This is a genomic window from Amycolatopsis sp. NPDC043887, from assembly GCF_056435665.1.
Window position 1 is genome coordinate 1 of the sequence record NZ_JBWKEB010000031.1, and the last position, 17,415, is coordinate 17,415.

Consider the following 17,415-nt stretch of genomic DNA (forward strand, 5'->3'; position numbering starts at 1 on the left):
CGGCCTTCACCAAGTCCGATGATCCGACACTGCGAAACCTGGAGGTCGCAGCGTTCGTCAACGCCGCGGTGGCCACCGTTCCCGCCTGGTACCGCACCGTGATTGCACTACGCCTGGTACTGGCAACAGCGGGCTCACTACTGATCATCATCTTGCTGGCGATTCCAACGGCGAACGCCCACTTCGGTTGAACGTTAAGCTGAGACACTGTTCCAGGACGACAGGTAGCGCCCCTTCGCCGAGCCATGGTCTCTCAGATGCCGACTGGGTCGCCAGTCTCGAAGGGTCATCAACCCGGTGCCCGCCGCCCAATCGTGCCAAGATTATCCAGGTGGCTCCGCGCCCCCCTCGGCGTGGAGCCACCTCTTTCCTCGCAGTTGCTGCGCGCTCCCGATATCGCCTGTCATCATTCACACGAATTTCCCTGGGGCAAAACTGGGGCACGAGGGGGTCTCAAACGGTCTTGAACTGCATCCAGCAGCGCTGAACCACAGCGCTTTTCCTGCAGTTTCTCCGGTCCCACAGGTAGAAAGCCCCTGCGCACCTCACTGGCAGTGAGGGGTCAGGGGTTCGAGTCCCCTTAGCTCCACAGTGACGAAACACCGCCCGCCTGGAACATACGCCTAGGTAGGGCGGTTTTTCGTTGTGCCTCACTTTGAGAAACGATGCACCGAACTTCAGCTACCGTTCAGTAACTGGGGCAAACCTGGGGCACGCCCATGACCCCGTTTCAAACGGGGTCACCAAAACTGCCCCAGGCCAGTACCCCAGCCGGGTGATCCTTTGGAGGCATCTACGCCGCTCAGGTTAGATCTGCGGCCTGCAACCGACGAGCGACCGGCGATGACGCTGGGGCGGTGCCCGTTCAGGCGAACGTGGCTCGATGACATCCTGAGCGGCCGCGCGGACTTGGTCCCTGCTGGGTGGCTTGACCAGCCGAGTCATCAGCTCTCCTGGGCGGTGTGCCGTCTGGTGACTCCGATGATGGATGTCGCGGCGGCCCGGTGACTCGGTCACTGCCCATCCGTCCACAACCGACACGGGTCAGCTTCCTCACCAGCGCTGGACGCCGTGCGACGACCAAGCGATGGAAGCTCGTAAGAACCCGAACTACCTGAAGGCGGTGGCAAAGGCCGTTGAGGAGTTCCGCGCCGCGCTGGTCGAGTTCCTCGAGCTGCACGTGATCAACGAAGGATTCGGCTCGCTGGCACCGGGAATCGCCCCTGCGGTCATACCGCTCGATGAGGCTGATCCAGGCGAGATCACGCGGCGACGGGAAAAGGTGACTCGCTTGGCCGGCCGCGCGTCTGCTGCCGCGGAACTCACGGCGACGTCCATCTCCGTTCAAGGCCCGATGGGCAGTGGTGTGGTCGACCCGTTCATGAACTGGGTGACGATCACGCGCCCCAAGCCGATGTTGGAGAGCGTCGACGTCTTGAGTGCATGCGACTACGCCCTTGGCAAGCTCGAGAAGTTGATCCTGCGAGCCGAGGCCGAGATCCCACCGACCGTAGGTGCAGAGGCCATGCATCCAGCGGTCTGGGGGCCAATCGCTCGGCTATGACGTGACGGGCACTTCCGGGAAGCGGTGGCGGCCGCATCCGAGTCCGTCGTCGCGATGGTAAAGGCCCGTACGAAACGCAACGACGTCTCCGCCACGGACCTGTGGAGACAAACCTTTTCGGACAAGGACCCTCGCCCTGGGCAGCCGCGACTGCGCTGGCCCGGCGACCCGAACGACCAAGACGTCAAGACCATGAACTCCGGTCTGCTCTCCTTCGCTCCCGGTGTGCAGATGACAATCCGGAACAGCGCTGCCCACAGCCTCGGCGAACTTGACGAGCAAGCAGCCCTCGAGCGACTGTCCGCGCTGAGCCTTCTGGCCCGTTGGGTCGACGAATGCGACATCGTCGAGGCCCCAATTTGCCTTAACCGAGTAAGAACGTCGTCCGGCGTTCTGCAGCGCAGTCCGCGCGGTCAACGCGTGGAGTGTCAGGTGACCGGTCACGGACCGCACCCACCCCTGGCGGAGACCTCAACGTTGACGCACTGCTCTGCTGGACAGGTCACTGTGAATGGACCTGTCCTGTCCTTGAGGTTGCCCCCAGGAACCTCAGGCCTGGCGACCGACCATGCGCGCGGGACGGAGTACTTGTTCATCCTGACAGTGACCTGGGCGTAGCGGTCCACGCGTGGGGTGAACCAGCGACCGGTCTCGAACGGCTCGCTTGGCAGTGGAGCGAGCCGTGTCTGCTCGGTGGCGAAGTGTTCTCCGATTGTGCGGGCACGGGACCCGATCCGCCGTGCGTCGTCGGCTTCGTCCCAGGCGTCGGCCATGGTGTTGAGCTCGGCGAGGGAGTCGACTTCTGGAATGGGGACGAGGTGGTTGCGACGGAACCAGCCGATCTGCCCCTCGACGCCGCCCTTCTCATGCGCCCCTTGGATGCCGGGCTGGCAGTAGAAGGCGTCAATGCCGTAGTGGGACCGGAACGCGTGTGCGTGACCCTCGAAGAAGGCTTCCTGACCGGCCGAGGCACTGATTCTGTGCACGGCCTTGCCGGAGTAGGACAGCCGCAGGCTGAACAGCGTGCAGCTGACCAGCTCCCCGCGTAGCCGGATCGCGACTTCGCCGAAGTCGACCTCGGCCTCGCGGCCGGGCAGGTGCTCCTGCGGGATGAACGTGTTCGCGGGCTCCCGGCCCGCTTCGATCCGGATCTCACGGCGTCGCGTGGCGACGTACTCGCGCACCATCCAGTACGACACGTCAGCGGCGTGGTGCTCGTCCAGGAGGCGGTCGAAGACCCGCTTCGCGGTATGCCGTTGCTTGCGGGGCGCATCCAGGTCGTCACGAAGCCAGTCGTCGATGACCGCCTTGTAGTCGTCGAGGCGCGAGCCCCGCTTCGGCTGCGCATGGCGCGGCTTCGGCCACGCCGACTCCAGGGCCGCGGCGACAGTGCGGTACCCAACCCATACTTGCGCTGCATTGCGCGGTTCGACATCCCTGATCGCGCGTCCCGTCGGATCGCCGCGTACAGGTCGACTCGATTCACTGTCCGGCGTCCGCGATGGCGGCTTCAGCGGGTGCTGGCCGGATAAGTCCCGACAAGGCGCTGCAGTGTCGCAACGGTTCGCGTGGTGACGGGGACGGATAGCAGTTGTTCGAGGGAACCCGTGACGTTGCCTGCGGTCTGGCGGGGCTTCCAGCAAACGCTGTGGGCGAACGCAGGACCTAGGATGCGGATCTCGACCAGACCGTCCGGGCTGCGATATGGAAGTTGGACATCCGGGATCTCGTGCACGTCGTAGAACGAGATCATCGAGCGATATATGCCCTCCCCAGGATCCACCGGCAGCGTCTCCCCGACAGCACGCCGGATCTGCTCCAGCGTCCGGACGGTGACCGGGTGCCGGTACCCAGCAGCCCGCAACTCAACAATCGCCTGGGCTGCCGCCTTCTCAGGGTCAACCGCCTCGAACACGACCGTCCCGTTGCTCTGGAAACAGCGAGCGGCCGCCGGACCGCCGAATGCCTCCACCAGCTCGGCGCTTGTCGGACTGCCCGGGTGGCCGAGGTTGAGATTGCGGAAGAAGGCGACGGAGTTCATGACCCGGCCAGATCCCTGATGACTTGTGCCGTCTCCGCCGGGTTGGTGATCATCGGCCAATGGCCGGCGTCGAGCGTGCGGTAGCCCCAGCCGAGCTGCTCCGCGGACACGTCAGCGGCCGGGGGGCTGGTCTGCAGGCAGCGCACATAGGCCACGCTCGCGTTCGTTGTGCTCAGGGGCTCCTTGATCGCCGGCTGGGTGTAGGTGCCGATCGGCTGCGCAGTCAGGTGCTGTTGCATCCACACGAAATCAGCGTCGGTGATGCCGTGCCCCGGGTAGAGCTGGTCGAGCTGCTCCCGGGAGAACCAGGGGATTGCCCCATCGTGAGCCAGGCTCGTCATGAACGCGGCGACGTCGGGTCCCATGACGTCGAACCACGACTTGTTGGGTTGCGGCAGAGCGGCGTCGATCAGGATCAGTTGCCGGATGCTGTGTGGTTGTCGCTCGAGTACTGCTGCTGCTACATAGCCGGCGAACGAGTGGGCAACGAGGGTCACGTCTGCAAGACCGGTGAGTTCGGTGGTGACGTCCTCGACCCAGTCGCCCAGGCCGACGGTTCTCGCGGGGGTCGAGTCGTCGCCCGTGGTGCGCAACTGCGGCGTTATGGCTTGGAACCCATGGTCGTTCAGAATCGGTGTGACGCGTCCCCAGGCCCAAGGGCCGAGTCCGCTGCCTCCGACGAGCACGATGGGGTTGCTGGCGGTCATGTGTCCACTCCTACGCGGGTGATGAAGTCGGTCAGGTCAGTGATGAGCTCGACGATGGAATCGAGCGAGGCGACGTGGCCGCCGGTGTCGTGCGAGTACCAGGCAATGAGGTTGTTCTCGCGGGCCGACACGGAGCGCGCGGCGAAGTCACCGCTACCGAAGACGCTCACCCCGGTCGGCACACCCGCAGCAACGGCATCGAGGTCGCTTGCATCCATCGAGTAGATCCGCATGCTGCTGCCAGCACTCGCTGTCAGCCAGTACAGAGTCGCGTTGGCCAAGATGAAGTCCGTTCCTAGACCGAAGTCGTCTCCGAGTTCGCCTTGCCAGAGTTGGTACTTGTCGAGCTGCCAGGCGAGCAGTCCCACCGGAGAGTCGGACAGCGCGAACGCCAGCGAGTCCGGGCGGCGACTCTGCAACTGGAGGTATCCACCGCCATCAACGGCGAAGCTCCTCAGCCTGCTCCATGCTGGCTCGTCGTCCGCGTTTTCGGCCATGAAGCCTCGTAAGCCGGCGCTGACGTGGACACCGATGACCCGCCCGGGTTCGACTGCCCCGATGGCTCGGGCGACTACGGATCCCCAGTCCTGTCCGTGGACGATGAACCGGTCATGACCCATCGCCGACATCGCATCAGCCAGGAGGCGTGCCGAGTCGGTGACCGACCAAGCACCGGGTGGCAGCACTGAGGTGCCAAATCCGGGGAGAGTTGCCACCACAACCTCGGACGCCAGGGTCTGCAGCGGCTCGATTACCCGGTGGAAGGCGAGGAATGAGGTGGGCCAGCCGTGCAGGAGCAGAATCGGGACTTGCCCTGATCCGGGGAACCTTGCGGCGTGGACGCCACGACCGCCAATGTCAAGATTGACGTGGTCGCCGATTCCCCGACGCTTTGGTTGCTTAAGCCACTGATCCCACTCGGCCGCATACTGCTCCACGATCGACGGCGTGACACCGTGTACCCAGTTTTCTGAGGACGGCAAGACTGGCCATCGCGTTTCACTCAGACGGCCACGGAGTGCCTCAAAGTCCGGCCCCGGGGACGTGAGCGCACCCAGAAGCAGTTGGTAGCATCCTGTCACATTGTCACTCTAGGAAATATGACAGGGTGCTGTCAAAGGGGGGTTGCGGTGAACGCCGATGTCGACGCGGCTCTACATGCCATCTTCGAGGTGAACCGGCTCCTCCGTGACGCTGGAGAGCGAATATCCGCAACCGCGGGCCAGACGCACTCCCGTCGCATGGTCCTCCAAACCGCCGGCGACCGCGCCACCGTGCCGGACATCGCCCGCCAACTCGGACTCCAGCGACAAAGCGTCCAGCGTGTCGCCGACGAACTGGTCCAGGCAGGCCTAGCCCATTACGAAGACAACCCTCACCACCGACGATCCCGACTTCTCGTCACAACAGCAGCCGGCAAGACCGCACTCGCGGCGATCCAGCGCGCTCACCACGAATGGGTCGCGGAACTGGAAGCCACGGTCGGCGAACTCGACTGGGCACACCTTCGTGCTGATCTGGACCACATCGTGCAGACCGTAGGGAATCACCCGCGGCCCCCCGAGTAGATGGCGGCTCGCGCGCCCAATCATCTGGGATGCCACCCGGTGGTGTCGACTCTCGCCAACATGCTGACCCGATGGATCCTCGTCGGTGCTCGAACCCGCCTACAAGTGGTGTCGGACGAGACCTCCGTAGCCAGTCCAGGCGCGCCGGCTGTGCCGCTTGCCCGTCGTGGGACCACCTCGTTGCCATTCTTGGTGCCGCCGACGGGCGGCGCAGAAGCAGAGCAGGAAATCGCCCGGCGATTTGGCTGAACGCTAGGGTCCCGAACGAACGATCAGCGGCATGTGCGGATGCTGCGCCATGCGGATCGACGGCGCGATGTCCGATCCGTTCAAGACTGCGACACCGGCTCTGTGATGGTGTTGGCCGTGTTCCGTACTGACCTTCTGGGAGCCGCAATGAGATTCGGCTACGCCATCGTGTACGTCTCGGACGTGGTCCAAGCCGTTGACTTCTACGAACGGGCTTTCGGGCTTACCCGCTCGTTCGTTCACGAGTCGGGCGATTTCGCCCAGCTCGATACCGGCGGCACGGCGCTTGCCTTCACCAGCCACCGGCTGGGAGCGAAGGCAGTGCCAGTCCCCTACGCCGCCCTCGACCCTGCCATGCCACCGGCGGGACTCGAGTTCACCTTCGTTACCGATGACGTCGCCGGCGCCTTCGCCCGCGCGGTCGCGGCAGGTGCCATTGCCCTGGCCGAGCCACACGACACTGCCTGGGGTCAGATGGTCTCCTATGTCAGAGACCCATACGGCGTCCTCGTGGGAATCGCCTCGCCGGCCACCGGGTCCTGATCCGTCAAAGCCAGACAGGCAGAGCAGCGCTACTGGGAGCACTTCCACTGCTTCCAGCAGGCTGCCACCGTCGGTTGGACGAGCGTTCTCATCTCGGCATGTTCGGACGTGAACGCACGGTCGGCGGCATGAGCGGATGTTCGTAGTAGGACGAACAGGTGGACTGCTCGGTCTGTGCGAGGAGGTGTCGGGTCGGCGTGTGTCGGTGCTCGTTGCCCTTGTCGCCCATGGGTAGTGCCGAGAGTGTTCGCTTCGCTACTGTTGTCGTGGAGTCGGCGGTAATGCGAAGGGGCCCTCACCATTCCGTTGATCGGCTTCGTGGCATCCCTGTTGCCGCCGTTGTTCGCGGCTCGATCTCGTTCCCTGTTCTGGCCCCTGACTTCCCCGATCATGAGGCACCTCTCCGCGGCACTCGCCGTCACCGGGCTCTGGCTGCCTGCGCTGCTGGCAGTAGTTTCGTTCGGCCGGTCAGGCCTGGCTGCCACCACCTGGCTGCTCATTCCGTTGTGCGTCCCCGTGGGAGCAGCGCTGGTGGTAACCGCTGTGTTGGCCGTTACCGCCCAACTCATCGGCACCACCGTCAGCGTCATCCTCCGCCCCCCTGGTCATGGGTCATCGGCGAGTGGGCAGCGCCACTGGCCTATGCGGCCGCCAGTCGTTGGCTGGTCGACGCTAGGTGCGTCGCCTGAGCTCACCGCCGAGACCAAGGACGACTGTCAAGCCCAGGCCGCCGCCTGCAGCCACTCGGCCGGGGACCAGTCGTCGTGCGTGTATGTCAGGTTCGGTTCAGTCCCCCGCCCGGCCGGTGTCGTACGCCCACATCGCGATCTCGACCCTGTTTCGGGCGCCGATTTTGGTCAGCAGGCTGGCGACGTGGGTCTTGGCGGTCGTCAAGCCGATGAATAGCTCGGCGGCGATCTCTGCGTTCGTGCGGCCGCGGGCGACCAGCGTCAGGACCTCCTCCTCGCGTTCGGTGAGCGGCTCGATCGGTTGGGTTCGTCGGCTCGACGGTTCCCTGGCGGCGAGCGTGGCCAGCAGCCGCCGGGTGATGTTCGGCGCGATCAGGGCATCGCCGACGGCGGCGGCATGGACGGCCTGGACGAGCAGTTCCGTCCCGGCGTCCTTGAGCAGAAAGCCTCGGGCGCCGGCCCGGAGCGCGCCCTGGACGTACTCGTCGAGGTCGAATGTCGTGATCACAACTACTGCGATCGGGTCCGGGACGCCCCGCCCTGCGAGGAGCTTGGTCACCTCGATGCCGTCGAGCCCGGGCATCTGGATGTCGACCAGGCACACGTCGGGGCGGAGCCGATGCGCCAGCTCGACGGCGGCGTGGCCGTCGGCGGCCTGGCCGACGACCTCGATGTCGGGCTGCGCGTCAAGGATCATCGACAGGCCGGTGCGCACCAGATCTTGGTCGTCGGCCACCAGCACGCGCACCGTCATCGGCGTACCTTAGTCGGCAGTTCGGCGTCGACCGTCCACCCGCCCTCGGGCGCCGGTCCGGCACGCAGTGTGCCGCCGAGCAGCTGCACACGCTCGGTCATCCCCAGCAGCCCGAAGCCGTGGTTCGCCGACCGTGCCGGGTCGATCTGTCCGTCGTCGGTCACGCGTAGTCGCAGCGTTTCCGCGCCGTCCACGACCCGGATCTCCACACGCGAGGCGTTGCGGGCGTGCCGCAGGGCGTTGGTCAGCGCCTCCTGCGCCAGCCGGTAGACCGCCACGTCGATCTGGGGCGGAAGTTCGTCCAGGTCATCCGGCAACTCCACGTCGACGACCGGGACCGGGGCGTGTCTGGCGAGGGACACCAGGTCGGCAACGCCGGGCTGAGGGGCGTACCCCGCCGGCGCTCCGTCGCGCAGCACACCGACCATCACCCGCATCTCCGCGAGCGTCCGCGACGCTTCCCCTTCGATCGCCGCCAGCACCTCGAGTGCCGCCTCAGGTCGCTGCCCGGCCATCGCCCGGCCCGCCTGCGCCTGCACAGCGATCGCCGAGACGTGGTGGGCGACGATGTCGTGCAACTCGCGCGCGAGACCGACCCGCTCCTGGACGCGGATCCGGTCCAACTCCCGGCGCCGGCTCTCGGCGCGGTAGCGGAACGCCGCTCCGCCCGCCGCCGCCGCCGCGAGGATGGCGAGCCCGCCGAAGATCTCGGTCGGCCCGATGTAGTCGGGGACCATACCGATTCCCGCGGCGACCGCCACCACCGTCAGCCCGATCACGATCTCGCGCCCTGAGCCCCAGCGGACCAGCGCGTAGACGAGCACCAGGACGTAGATCATCGTGTCGAGGCCCACGCTCGGGGCCCCGCCCAGCAGGCTCGCCAGTCCCAACGCCATCGCGGTGCCGAAGGCCACCACGACACAGGCCAACGGGTGGGTACGCCGCCACAGCAGCACCGGCGCGAGTCCGACCGCCACGATCGTCGCGAACGGCCGCCAGGCGACGTCGTCCCGGAGGACTCCCTCGAGCAGCGCCGTCACCATCAACGCCCCGACCAGCACCCAGTCGCGCGACACCCGTTCGGGAGCGTCCGTGGCGCGCGGCTCGGCCCACAGCGAGCGCAGGGCGTTGGTGGTCACGCACCCAGCCTAGGGACCGCCGAGGCGCCGGGGACCGACCGAAAGAACGAGACGCCGCTCCTCCCCACGGCCGGGGCGGGTCCGGCCTCGACGACGATGTGCCCGCCGCCGGGCTCGGCGATCGTTGGCCCACCAGTCCTCACCACGACAACGGAGCCCACGATGAGAACACGTCAACCCACCACGACCGCACTGGACGAGCAGCGGATCCCGGTGAGAGCCAAGCTCGCCGCAGCGTGGACGAGCCTCGTGCTCCTGTACGCCTACGTGGACATTCTCGCCTTCTTCAAACCCGGCGTCATCAAAGACATCGAGGCCGGCGTCGTCTTCGAGTTCGACATCAGCCAGACGTTGTTCACCGTCTTCCTCACGCTCATGGCGATCCCGATCCTCATGGCCGTGCTGTCGATGACCCTGCCCGCCCGGGCGAACCGCACCACGAACCTCATCGTGGCCTCGGTACAGGTCCCCTTCGCGGCGTTCAACGCGGTGGGCGAGTCCTGGACGTACTTCTACGGCCTCGGCGTCGCACTGGAACTGATCGTTCTCGCCCTCATCCTGCGGTACGCCTGGACCTGGCCCCGCACCGCACCGTCGGCGACCACGGCGACCATGGCCACCAGCCCGGGACCGTGAAACCGTTCGCGCCCAGCAGTAAGCGTGAACCCAAGCCCAGTCCCCATCCTGTTCAGAGCCATCTGCCTCGGTGCCGCGGTGTGGGCCTGCCGGCGGTGGGACACCGACTACGACTTGAACCGCCCTCCTGGCAGTTTTGCCGAGGTAGGGCGGTTTTTTGTTGCACCTTATCTTGAGAGTCGGCGCGGCCGACTTCAGTTGCTGTTCAGTAGCCGGAACAAATCTTGAGCACGCCGTCTCACCCCCGCCAAATGGGGTCACATCGCCTGCTTCAGCCATGTAACCGACCAGATGGTCCTGGCCTTGGCCCCGTACCGACGCAAGTCCATCCACACCGACGAGCTGCAGATTCCCTCGGATTAAAAGGGCACGCGGTGATCTCGGTTCATGACGGCCGTCCGCCGAACTGCCAGTTGTGGACCTCGATGTCGGCGTACCGGTCCGGGGTCAGGACGGCGCGTGCCGTGTCCGGGTCCGGTGCCCGGACCAGGGCGGCTGTGCCCAACCACCTTGTGTCGTTGTCGGACATCAGCGGCCCATACGCGATCAGCTCGTCCCGATCGGGCGGCATGGCGAGGTCGGCTGCCCGTCCCGTGCCGAGGCCGAGCACCAGGTACCGGTTGCCACCGGTGCGGCCACCGGGGAAATCCCACATGGTGCGCCCCAGCGTGTTGCGCCATCGGCGCAGCAGCACGTCTCGGTAAACGCCGGTCTGGTAGTTGGGCTCGTCGAAGGCGAACGCGCGGGCGGCGGCGGGATCTGGCAGGTCGAGGATGTGCACGCTGCCGGTGGGCGTGTCGCCGTCGCTGGCGAGGGTCGGCCCGCGGGCGATCATCTCCGTCGCGTACCGGTCCATGTAGGACCAGTGCTCTTCCAGCAGCTCTTTGCGCAGCGCCATGGAGCCGGGCCGATCGCGGTGGTAGCAGAAGAACTCCATGCCCACAGTGTCTACCCACCCTGCACCACCCCGCCCGGTACTTGATCAGATGTGGCTTGGAGCGAGCCCGCCCCGGTCGACTGACGACGGGCCCGTGAACGCCATGGCCCGCCCGGCCGCGCGCGAGCCCGGCCCCTTGGGTGACCTTAGTGCGGTGCCGGATGGTGGAGAAGGTGTTCTTCCTTCGTACGCTGTACACGCCGGCCGGAGAGGCCGAGTCCAGAGCGTCTCCGGCCGGGAGACGGCTGAAGCCGGGCGGAAACGGATGGCTGCGATGTCGGGATCGTCGCGATCGGTCGACAGGATCGTCCGGTGGAAGCTCGGACCTCGTGCGGCGGCCACGGCGACAGGTTCCACACTGTGGCCGTCGCGACGGCCATACTGGAGGCGTTTGTGAACACGAACTCGTACGGATGCGTCTCCAGATGCCGGCACAGCGACCTGGCGAGGAACGGCGGTAACGCGATCTCAGGTGCACTGCCGGATGACGACACCCGGCACGTATGTCCATAGAGGACTATCGGCAGGGCTCGGGACCGGTTCGGCGATCCTGCCCCCGCGGCGAACCGTCGGATATTTTCGGCCGTCGGCAACCCGAAACCGGCGAATCGCTCACCGTCTGGTTCGTCAAGTTCGCCTGGTTTCCCGCGAAGCCCCGCTGAAACCGGATTGAAGCCGGAGCTACGCACGATTCCGCCTATCTGTCCACTGGGGGGACACGGGAGGAACGACGATGCGTGAACGGATGCGCTCGAGAACGAGACGTTGCCTGACCCTCGCGGTCGCCGCGCAACTGGGCGCGTCCCTGTTGCTGGCCATGGCCGCGCCCGCGGCGCTGGCCGCCGGACCGTCGACGAATCTCACGAACGTCCCTTCCGTACCGGTGACGAGCCCGTCGTGGCGGACCATCGGCACCGACCACGCCTCGGCGAACGCGCTGACCGGCAACCAGGCCCTCAAACCCGCGCAGGAAGGCGCGGGCACGGCGACGGCGACGCCACTGTCACCGTCGGCGAACTGGTCGGTTTCGCCGCATACCGGCGACTTCACCTGGTCATACCCGCTGCGGGTGCCGCCCGCGGCGGGCGGGCTGACGCCGGGTCTCGCGCTGTCGTACCGATCGTCCGCCGTGGACGGCCGGACGACGGTGACCAACAACCAGCCATCGTGGGTCGGTGACGGCTGGTCGTTGTCCTCGGGATTCATCGAGCGCATGTACGGGGGTTGTTCGGCCGACACCGAGGGCGACGCGAAGCCGCAGGCGGCGGACCTGTGCTGGCGCAGTGACAACGCCACCGCGTCCTACGGCGGCGCCGGCGGAACGCTGATCCGCGACGACGCGACCGGGAAGTGGCGGCCGCGCTCCGACGACGGCTCGCGGATCGAGCGGTTCACCGGTGCGGACAACGGCGACAACGACGGTGAGCACTGGAAGATCACGACCGTCGACGGGACGCAGTACTTCTTCGGCACCGGCAAGGAATCGACCTGGACGGTGCCGGTGTTCGGCGACGACTCCGGCGAGCCCTGCCACGGCGCGACCTTCGACGCCTCGTCGTGCGCGCAGCCATGGCGGTGGAACCTGGACCGCGTGGTGGACCGCAACGGCAACGAGATGCGGTTCCACTACACCACCGAGTCGAACTCCTACGGCTTCAACGGCAAGGACGCCGCGGTCTCCTACACCCGCGGCGGGCACCTCGACCACATCGACTACGGCCTGCGCGAGGGTGTCACCCAGCCGTCCGGTCGAGTCGTCTTCACGACGGCGAACCGGTGCGTGCCGGGCAGCGACTGCCGTCCGGAAGCGCCCGGCAACTGGCCGGATGTGCCGTGGGAAGCCAAATGCGACAAGGCCACCTGCCCGGACGCGCACTCGCCGACGTTCTGGACCACGCAGCGGCTGGCGTCGGTGACCACGAAGGTGTGGCGTGGCAACGACTTCGGTGACGTCGACCGCTGGGAACTGGACCAGCAGTACCCCGACCCCGGTGACGGCGAGAAGGCCGCGCTGTGGCTCAAGGGCATCAAGCACATCGGCCTGGCGGGCGGAACCACGGAGATGCCGTCGGTGACGTTCCACGGCACCCCGCTGTACAACCGGGTCGAGAAGCCGGGGGACGGCGTGTCGGAGCTGATCCGCTACCGGGTCAGCGGGATCGTGTCCGAGACCGGCGGGGTCACCTCGATCAGGTACGAGTCGGAGTGCAGGTCCGACAACCTTCCCGCGAATCCGGAAACCAATGACAAGCGGTGCTTCCCAGTGCGCTGGGCGAAGAAGTACATGGCCGAGCGGACCGACTACTTCCACAAGTACGTGGTCTCCTCGGTGACGCGGACGGACCGGCTGCAGGTGGACGGCCAGCCGACCTCGACCTTCCCCGAGGAGACCACACGGTACGAGTACCTCGACGGCGCGGCCTGGCATTGGGACACCTCGGAGTTCACCAAGGACGACAAGCGGACCTGGAACGAGTTCCGCGGGTTCGGCCGGGTCCGCGTGCGGGCGGGCACGGCGGACGATCCGGCGGGTCCGATCACCATGACCGAGCAGCGGTTCCACCGCGGCATGGACGGCGATCACCTGCCTTCCGGCAAGCGGCAGGTCTCGGTGTCCGACACCGAAGGTGGCGTGCGCGCCGACTCCGACTGGCTGGCGGGCTCCGAATTCGAGACCGCGACGTTCGAGCGGGAAGGTCCTTCGAACCAGCCGGATCCGCCTAGGGTGAGCAAAACGATCACCGAGCCTTCGGTCCAGGGCCCGACGGCGACACGCGGTTCGTACAAGGCGTACCTGGTGCGCACCGGCGTCGAGCGCGCGTACACGGCGGTGGGCTCCGGATGGCGGCAGACGCGCACCGAGACCACCTACGACGAACTGGGTCTCCCGACCAAGGTGAACGACCTCGGCGATGTCGGCACGGCCGACGACGACCGGTGCACCCATACCGAGTACACGCGCAAGGACGCCGCCTGGCTCATGAACCTGGCAGGCCACACGTGGTCGGACTCCGTCCACTGTGGAGCGACCGTGGAGTATCCGCGGGACGCGTTGTCGGACACCAAGACGACGTTCGACCCGTTCGGCAACGCGGTGAAGACGGAGATCGCGAAGGAGCGTCCGGCAGCCGATCCGGTGTACTTCACGATCGGCACGACGACCTACGACGTGCACGGCCGCGTCGAATCGACCACGGACGCGCTCGGCCGCACCACGACGACGGCTTACACCCCGGCGTTGGGCGGCCCGGTCACCAAGACCGTGGTCACCGGTCCCGGCACGACCGCCGTCCCGGGCGGGCTGGTGACGACCACGACGTTCGATCCGGCCTGGGGCGTCGCGACCCTGATCAGTGACCCGAACTCGAGAAGGAAGGAGACCCAGTACGACCCGCTCGGCCGCCCGATCGCGGTGTGGACGCCGACCTGGACCAGGGCGGCTCACCCCGAGGTACCGGCCGTCCGGACCGCGTACCTGGTGCGCGAGGACAAACCGACCGTGGTCACCTCGACCAGGATCGGCCCGACCGGCGCCGAGCATTCCTGGACCACGATCTACGACGGGCTGCTGCGCGCGCGGCAGGTGCAGCTGCCCGCGATCGGCGGCGGCCGGCTGCTCACCGACACGCGGCACGACTCACAGGGCCGCGCGTGGAAGACCACCCAGCCGTACTACAACGACAAACCCGTCGACGACGCCCTGTGGGTGGCGTCCGATGTGGACGTCCCGGGACACACCCGGTCGCACTTCGACGGGGCCGGACGTGCCGACGCGTCGATCTACTTCGCGGGCGCGTTCGAAAAGCGGCGGACCACCACCGCGTACTTCGGCGACCACGTGGACGTCACCCCGCCCGCCGGGGGCACGCCGACCTCGACCTACACGAACGCGCGCGGCCAGGCGGTCGAGCTGCGCCAGCACGACGGGCAAGGCGGGTACGACTCGACCCGGTACACCTACGACAAGGCGGGCCGGACCGCGGCGATGACCGACCCTTCGGGCGCGGTCTGGCGATTCGGGTACGACTTCCTCGGCCGTCAGACCACCAGTGAGGATCCGGACAGCGGCACGATCACGAAGACCTACGACGACGCCGGGCAGATCCTCACCGCGCGGGACGCGCGGGGTGAGGTGCTGGCCTACAGCTACGACGCCCTCGGTCGCCCGACGGCGAAGTTCTCGGGCTCCGTCGGCGGGAAGAAGCTGACGGAATGGACGTACGACACGGTGACGAAGGGCAAGGGAAAACCCGCGTCGTCGACCTCGTTCGTGGACGGAAGGGCGTACACCTCGAAGGTGCTCGGCTACGATCCCGCCTACCGGCCCACCGGGACGTCCGTGATCATCCCGGCCGAGGAAGGCCTGCTCGCGGGAACATACAACTCCTACACCGGGTACAACCCGGACGGGGGCCTGTCCAGCCAGTCGTACCCGGCGGCCGGTGAGCTGCCCGCGGAGACCGTCAGCTTCGGATATCACGAACTCGGGCCGTTGGCCACCAGCTGGGGCGGTTACGAAGGCTCGACCGTCGAACTGGTGTCGGCGACCGACTTCACCCGCTACAGCGAGGTGCAGCGGGTCACCCTGGGGAGCGGGACGAAGCGGGTCTGGCTGTCGCGGTACTACGACGACAGCGACCGGCGGCTGACCCGGTCCATCGTGGACGCCGAAACGCCGTCGCCGATGCTGTCCGACCTGCACTACGGCTACGACCCGGCCGGTTCCATCACGTCGATCGCGGACAAGTTCAACGGCGATGTCCAGTGTTTCCGCATGGACGGCCTGCAGCGGCTCACGGAGGCGTGGACGCCCGCTTCGGCATGCGACGCCGATCCGTCCGTGGCGGGTCTGCGGGGCCCGGCGCCGTACTGGCAGTCGTTCACCTACGACAAGGCCGGCAACCGGGCAACGGAGACACAGCACGCCGCCGCGGGCGACGTCGTCCGGACCTACACCGGTCAGGTTCCCGGGCACGCCCACGCCCTCGGCTCGGTGACCGGGCCAGGCGGTGTCACCTCGTACGCCTACGACGCCGCCGGGCAACTCGCTTCGCGGACGTCAGGTGACGTCGCGGAGACGTTCAAGTGGAATGAGACGGGCAAGCTCGCGTCGGTGGCGAAGGGAGACAAGGCGACCTCGTTCGTGTACGGCCCGTCCGGCGACAGGCTGATCCGACGCGACCCGACCGGGACGACCTTGTACCTGGGCAATCAGGAACTGCGGCTCTCGGCGTCGGGTGGCAACCCCACGGTCACCCGGTACTACGGCCACGGCGGCCAGGCGATCGCGATGCGCCAGGGTCGCGGAGCACTGACGTGGCTGGCATCGGATCACCAGAGCACCGCGCAGACGGCTGTGGACTCCGGCACGCTGGCGGTCACCAACCGACGTCAGCTGCCGTTCGGCGGCCCGCGTGGCGAGGCGTCGGCCTTCCCGGGGGAACGCGGGTTCGTCGGCGGGACCAAGGACGCGAGTACCGGCCTGACCCACCTCGGCGCCCGGGAGTACGACCCGGACACCGGCCGGTTCATCTCGGTCGACCCCGTGCTGGACGCGGGGGATCCGCAGCAGCTCAACGGGTACGCCTACAGCAACAACAGCCCGATCACGAGGAGTGACCCGTCCGGTCTGCTGTCCTGCCCCGACGGCGACTGCCGGAACGGCAAGAGCGGGTCGCGAGCACCGGCGAAGTCCACGCCCGCGCCGCCCGCGCAGGCGCAGCCCGTCACTCCTTGGGGAGCGCCCGCACCGGCTCGGCGGACGACGCCGTACAAGTCGGGAGTGGTGTCCCGCAAGGACCAGGAGGACGTCACGTTCTGGCAGATCCCTATCGAGTCGTACGTGATCGACACGGTCTGTGGCGGAAGTCCGCCCAAAGCGGTCGCGGCGGGCAACCTCGAATGCATGGCCGCCAACGCGTGGCGCGAGAACAACGTCACCAGGGCCATCGTGAAGGAGGACATCAGGAAGCAGCGAGTCAAGGAGGCGTCCGAGAAGACGGGCATCGCGCCGCCGCCGTACACCCCGGGTGGAGGACTGCTGTTCTCTTGCGTGTCCGGATCCGCCGGTCAGGGCATCGTCCTCGGTGTCGAGACCTGCATCGACTCCAGTGGCGACATCACGGACGGCTGGAAGATCGGCTTCGGCTTCACCACCGGTGTCGCGATCTCGAACTCGCTCAAGTACGCGGTCGATCAGAAATCCATGGGCGAAGCGGCCGGACCGGCGCTGTTCGTGGAAGGCAGCCTCTTCGCCTTGGACGGGTCCGTGTCGCGCAGCGTCGAGGACTACACCTGGGACGACCGCAAGCAATGGATCTGCTTCGGGATGACTGAAGACTGTCCCCAAGGGGCCGACCGGACCTGGGCGAAGATGACGGACAAGTACACATTCGGAGGTGGCGCGGCCGCGCTCGAATGGAATCGCCGCAATGCGCCCCAGTTGGATATGAACTGGAAAGGCAAAAAGATCGGTTGGTCACTCACCGCCGGGTTCGAATGTTCCTGGCTGCGGTCCGCGCCCGACTACCGCTGTACCGGCTGACAACCGGCGAACCTCCCATCCCGGGCGATCCGGACGTACTCTTC

General features: G+C 67.0%; 12 protein-coding genes and 2 pseudogenes. 7 read left to right on the forward strand and 7 right to left on the reverse strand.

The features are described 5' to 3' along the window. The 3 genes and pseudogenes from AC069H_RS41705 to AC069H_RS41715 form a co-directional block, all read left to right on the forward strand. A partial coding sequence (locus AC069H_RS41705) for a hypothetical protein (protein ID WP_478236016.1) occupies positions 1-191 on the forward strand: 191 nt, incomplete at its 5' end. Between the two features lie 896 nt (positions 192-1,087). Next, complete coding sequence (locus tag AC069H_RS41710; protein WP_478236017.1) at positions 1,088-1,564, forward strand: hypothetical protein; 477 nt, start codon at positions 1,088-1,090, stop codon at positions 1,562-1,564. Positions 1,565-1,579: 15 nt separating this feature from the next. Next, positions 1,580-2,182, forward strand: a pseudogene (locus AC069H_RS41715) (TIGR02391 family protein); the annotation flags it as partial. Here the strand turns inward: AC069H_RS41715 and AC069H_RS41720 are convergent. The 4 genes and pseudogenes from AC069H_RS41720 to AC069H_RS41735 all read right to left on the reverse strand — a co-directional run. Then, positions 2,116-2,739: pseudogene (locus AC069H_RS41720) on the reverse strand (Mu transposase domain-containing protein); the annotation flags it as partial. The pseudogenes AC069H_RS41715 and AC069H_RS41720 overlap by 67 nt on opposite strands. A 335-nt stretch (positions 2,740-3,074) precedes the next feature. Further along, positions 3,075-3,605, reverse strand: a complete 531-nt coding sequence (locus AC069H_RS41725) for a hypothetical protein (RefSeq protein ID WP_478236018.1) — start codon at positions 3,603-3,605, stop codon at positions 3,075-3,077. Then, positions 3,602-4,312, reverse strand: coding sequence for an alpha/beta fold hydrolase (locus tag AC069H_RS41730; protein WP_478236019.1), 711 nt, complete (start codon positions 4,310-4,312; stop codon positions 3,602-3,604). The genes AC069H_RS41725 and AC069H_RS41730 overlap by 4 nt, the downstream gene beginning before the upstream one ends. Continuing rightward, complete coding sequence (locus AC069H_RS41735) at positions 4,309-5,394, reverse strand: alpha/beta fold hydrolase (protein WP_478236020.1); 1,086 nt, start codon at positions 5,392-5,394, stop codon at positions 4,309-4,311. Before AC069H_RS41735 ends, AC069H_RS41730 begins: the two co-directional genes overlap by 4 nt. Positions 5,395-5,442: 48 nt before the next feature. Between AC069H_RS41735 and AC069H_RS41740 the strand changes: the two genes are divergently transcribed. Beyond that, positions 5,443-5,880 (forward strand): MarR family winged helix-turn-helix transcriptional regulator, encoded by a 438-nt coding sequence (locus AC069H_RS41740; RefSeq protein ID WP_478229142.1) that lies wholly within the window; start codon positions 5,443-5,445, stop codon positions 5,878-5,880. Between the two features lie 396 nt (positions 5,881-6,276). Then, the gene (locus AC069H_RS41745; RefSeq protein WP_478236021.1) at positions 6,277-6,672 is read left to right on the forward strand and encodes a VOC family protein; all 396 of its coding nucleotides are present in this window, start codon (positions 6,277-6,279) and stop codon (positions 6,670-6,672) included. A gap of 786 nt (positions 6,673-7,458) precedes the next feature. On the opposite strand, the gene AC069H_RS41750 is transcribed toward AC069H_RS41745, so the two are convergent. Together AC069H_RS41750 and AC069H_RS41755 are read right to left on the reverse strand one after the other, a co-directional pair. Beyond that, on the reverse strand, positions 7,459-8,115 hold the full coding sequence (locus AC069H_RS41750; RefSeq protein WP_478229139.1) for a response regulator: 657 nt from the start codon (positions 8,113-8,115) through the stop codon (positions 7,459-7,461). Further along, positions 8,112-9,254: a sensor histidine kinase gene (locus AC069H_RS41755; protein ID WP_478236022.1), complete on the reverse strand. Its 1,143-nt coding sequence runs from the start codon at positions 9,252-9,254 to the stop codon at positions 8,112-8,114. The genes AC069H_RS41750 and AC069H_RS41755 overlap by 4 nt, the downstream gene beginning before the upstream one ends. A 162-nt stretch (positions 9,255-9,416) precedes the next feature. Here AC069H_RS41755 and AC069H_RS41760 point away from each other — a divergent pair, with 162 nt between their 5' ends. Beyond that, positions 9,417-9,890: a DUF6326 family protein gene (locus tag AC069H_RS41760; RefSeq protein ID WP_478236023.1), complete on the forward strand. Its 474-nt coding sequence runs from the start codon at positions 9,417-9,419 to the stop codon at positions 9,888-9,890. A gap of 385 nt (positions 9,891-10,275) precedes the next feature. On the opposite strand, the gene AC069H_RS41765 is transcribed toward AC069H_RS41760, so the two are convergent. Next, on the reverse strand, positions 10,276-10,827 hold the full coding sequence (locus AC069H_RS41765) for a YciI family protein (protein WP_478229099.1): 552 nt from the start codon (positions 10,825-10,827) through the stop codon (positions 10,276-10,278). 733 nt (positions 10,828-11,560) lie between these two features. Here AC069H_RS41765 and AC069H_RS41770 point away from each other — a divergent pair. Beyond that, the gene (locus AC069H_RS41770; protein WP_478236024.1) at positions 11,561-17,371 is read left to right on the forward strand and encodes an RHS repeat-associated core domain-containing protein; all 5,811 of its coding nucleotides are present in this window, start codon (positions 11,561-11,563) and stop codon (positions 17,369-17,371) included. Positions 17,372-17,415: the final 44 nt, after the last annotated feature.

Excerpts from the sequence above, each read along its gene's own strand:
- AC069H_RS41765 (WP_478229099.1), bottom strand. The coding sequence starts at position 10,827 with ATGGAGTTCTTCTGCTACCACCGCGATCGGCCCGGCTCCATGGCGCTG.
- AC069H_RS41730 (WP_478236019.1), bottom strand. The coding sequence starts at position 4,312 with ATGACCGCCAGCAACCCCATCGTGCTCGTCGGAGGCAGCGGACTCGGC.
- AC069H_RS41745 (WP_478236021.1), top strand. The coding sequence starts at position 6,277 with ATGAGATTCGGCTACGCCATCGTGTACGTCTCGGACGTGGTCCAAGCC.
- AC069H_RS41725 (WP_478236018.1), bottom strand. The coding sequence starts at position 3,605 with ATGAACTCCGTCGCCTTCTTCCGCAATCTCAACCTCGGCCACCCGGGC.
- AC069H_RS41710 (WP_478236017.1), top strand. The coding sequence starts at position 1,088 with ATGGAAGCTCGTAAGAACCCGAACTACCTGAAGGCGGTGGCAAAGGCC.
- AC069H_RS41750 (WP_478229139.1), bottom strand. The coding sequence starts at position 8,115 with ATGACGGTGCGCGTGCTGGTGGCCGACGACCAAGATCTGGTGCGCACC.
- AC069H_RS41760 (WP_478236023.1), top strand. The coding sequence starts at position 9,417 with ATGAGAACACGTCAACCCACCACGACCGCACTGGACGAGCAGCGGATC.
- AC069H_RS41770 (WP_478236024.1), top strand. The coding sequence starts at position 11,561 with ATGCGTGAACGGATGCGCTCGAGAACGAGACGTTGCCTGACCCTCGCG.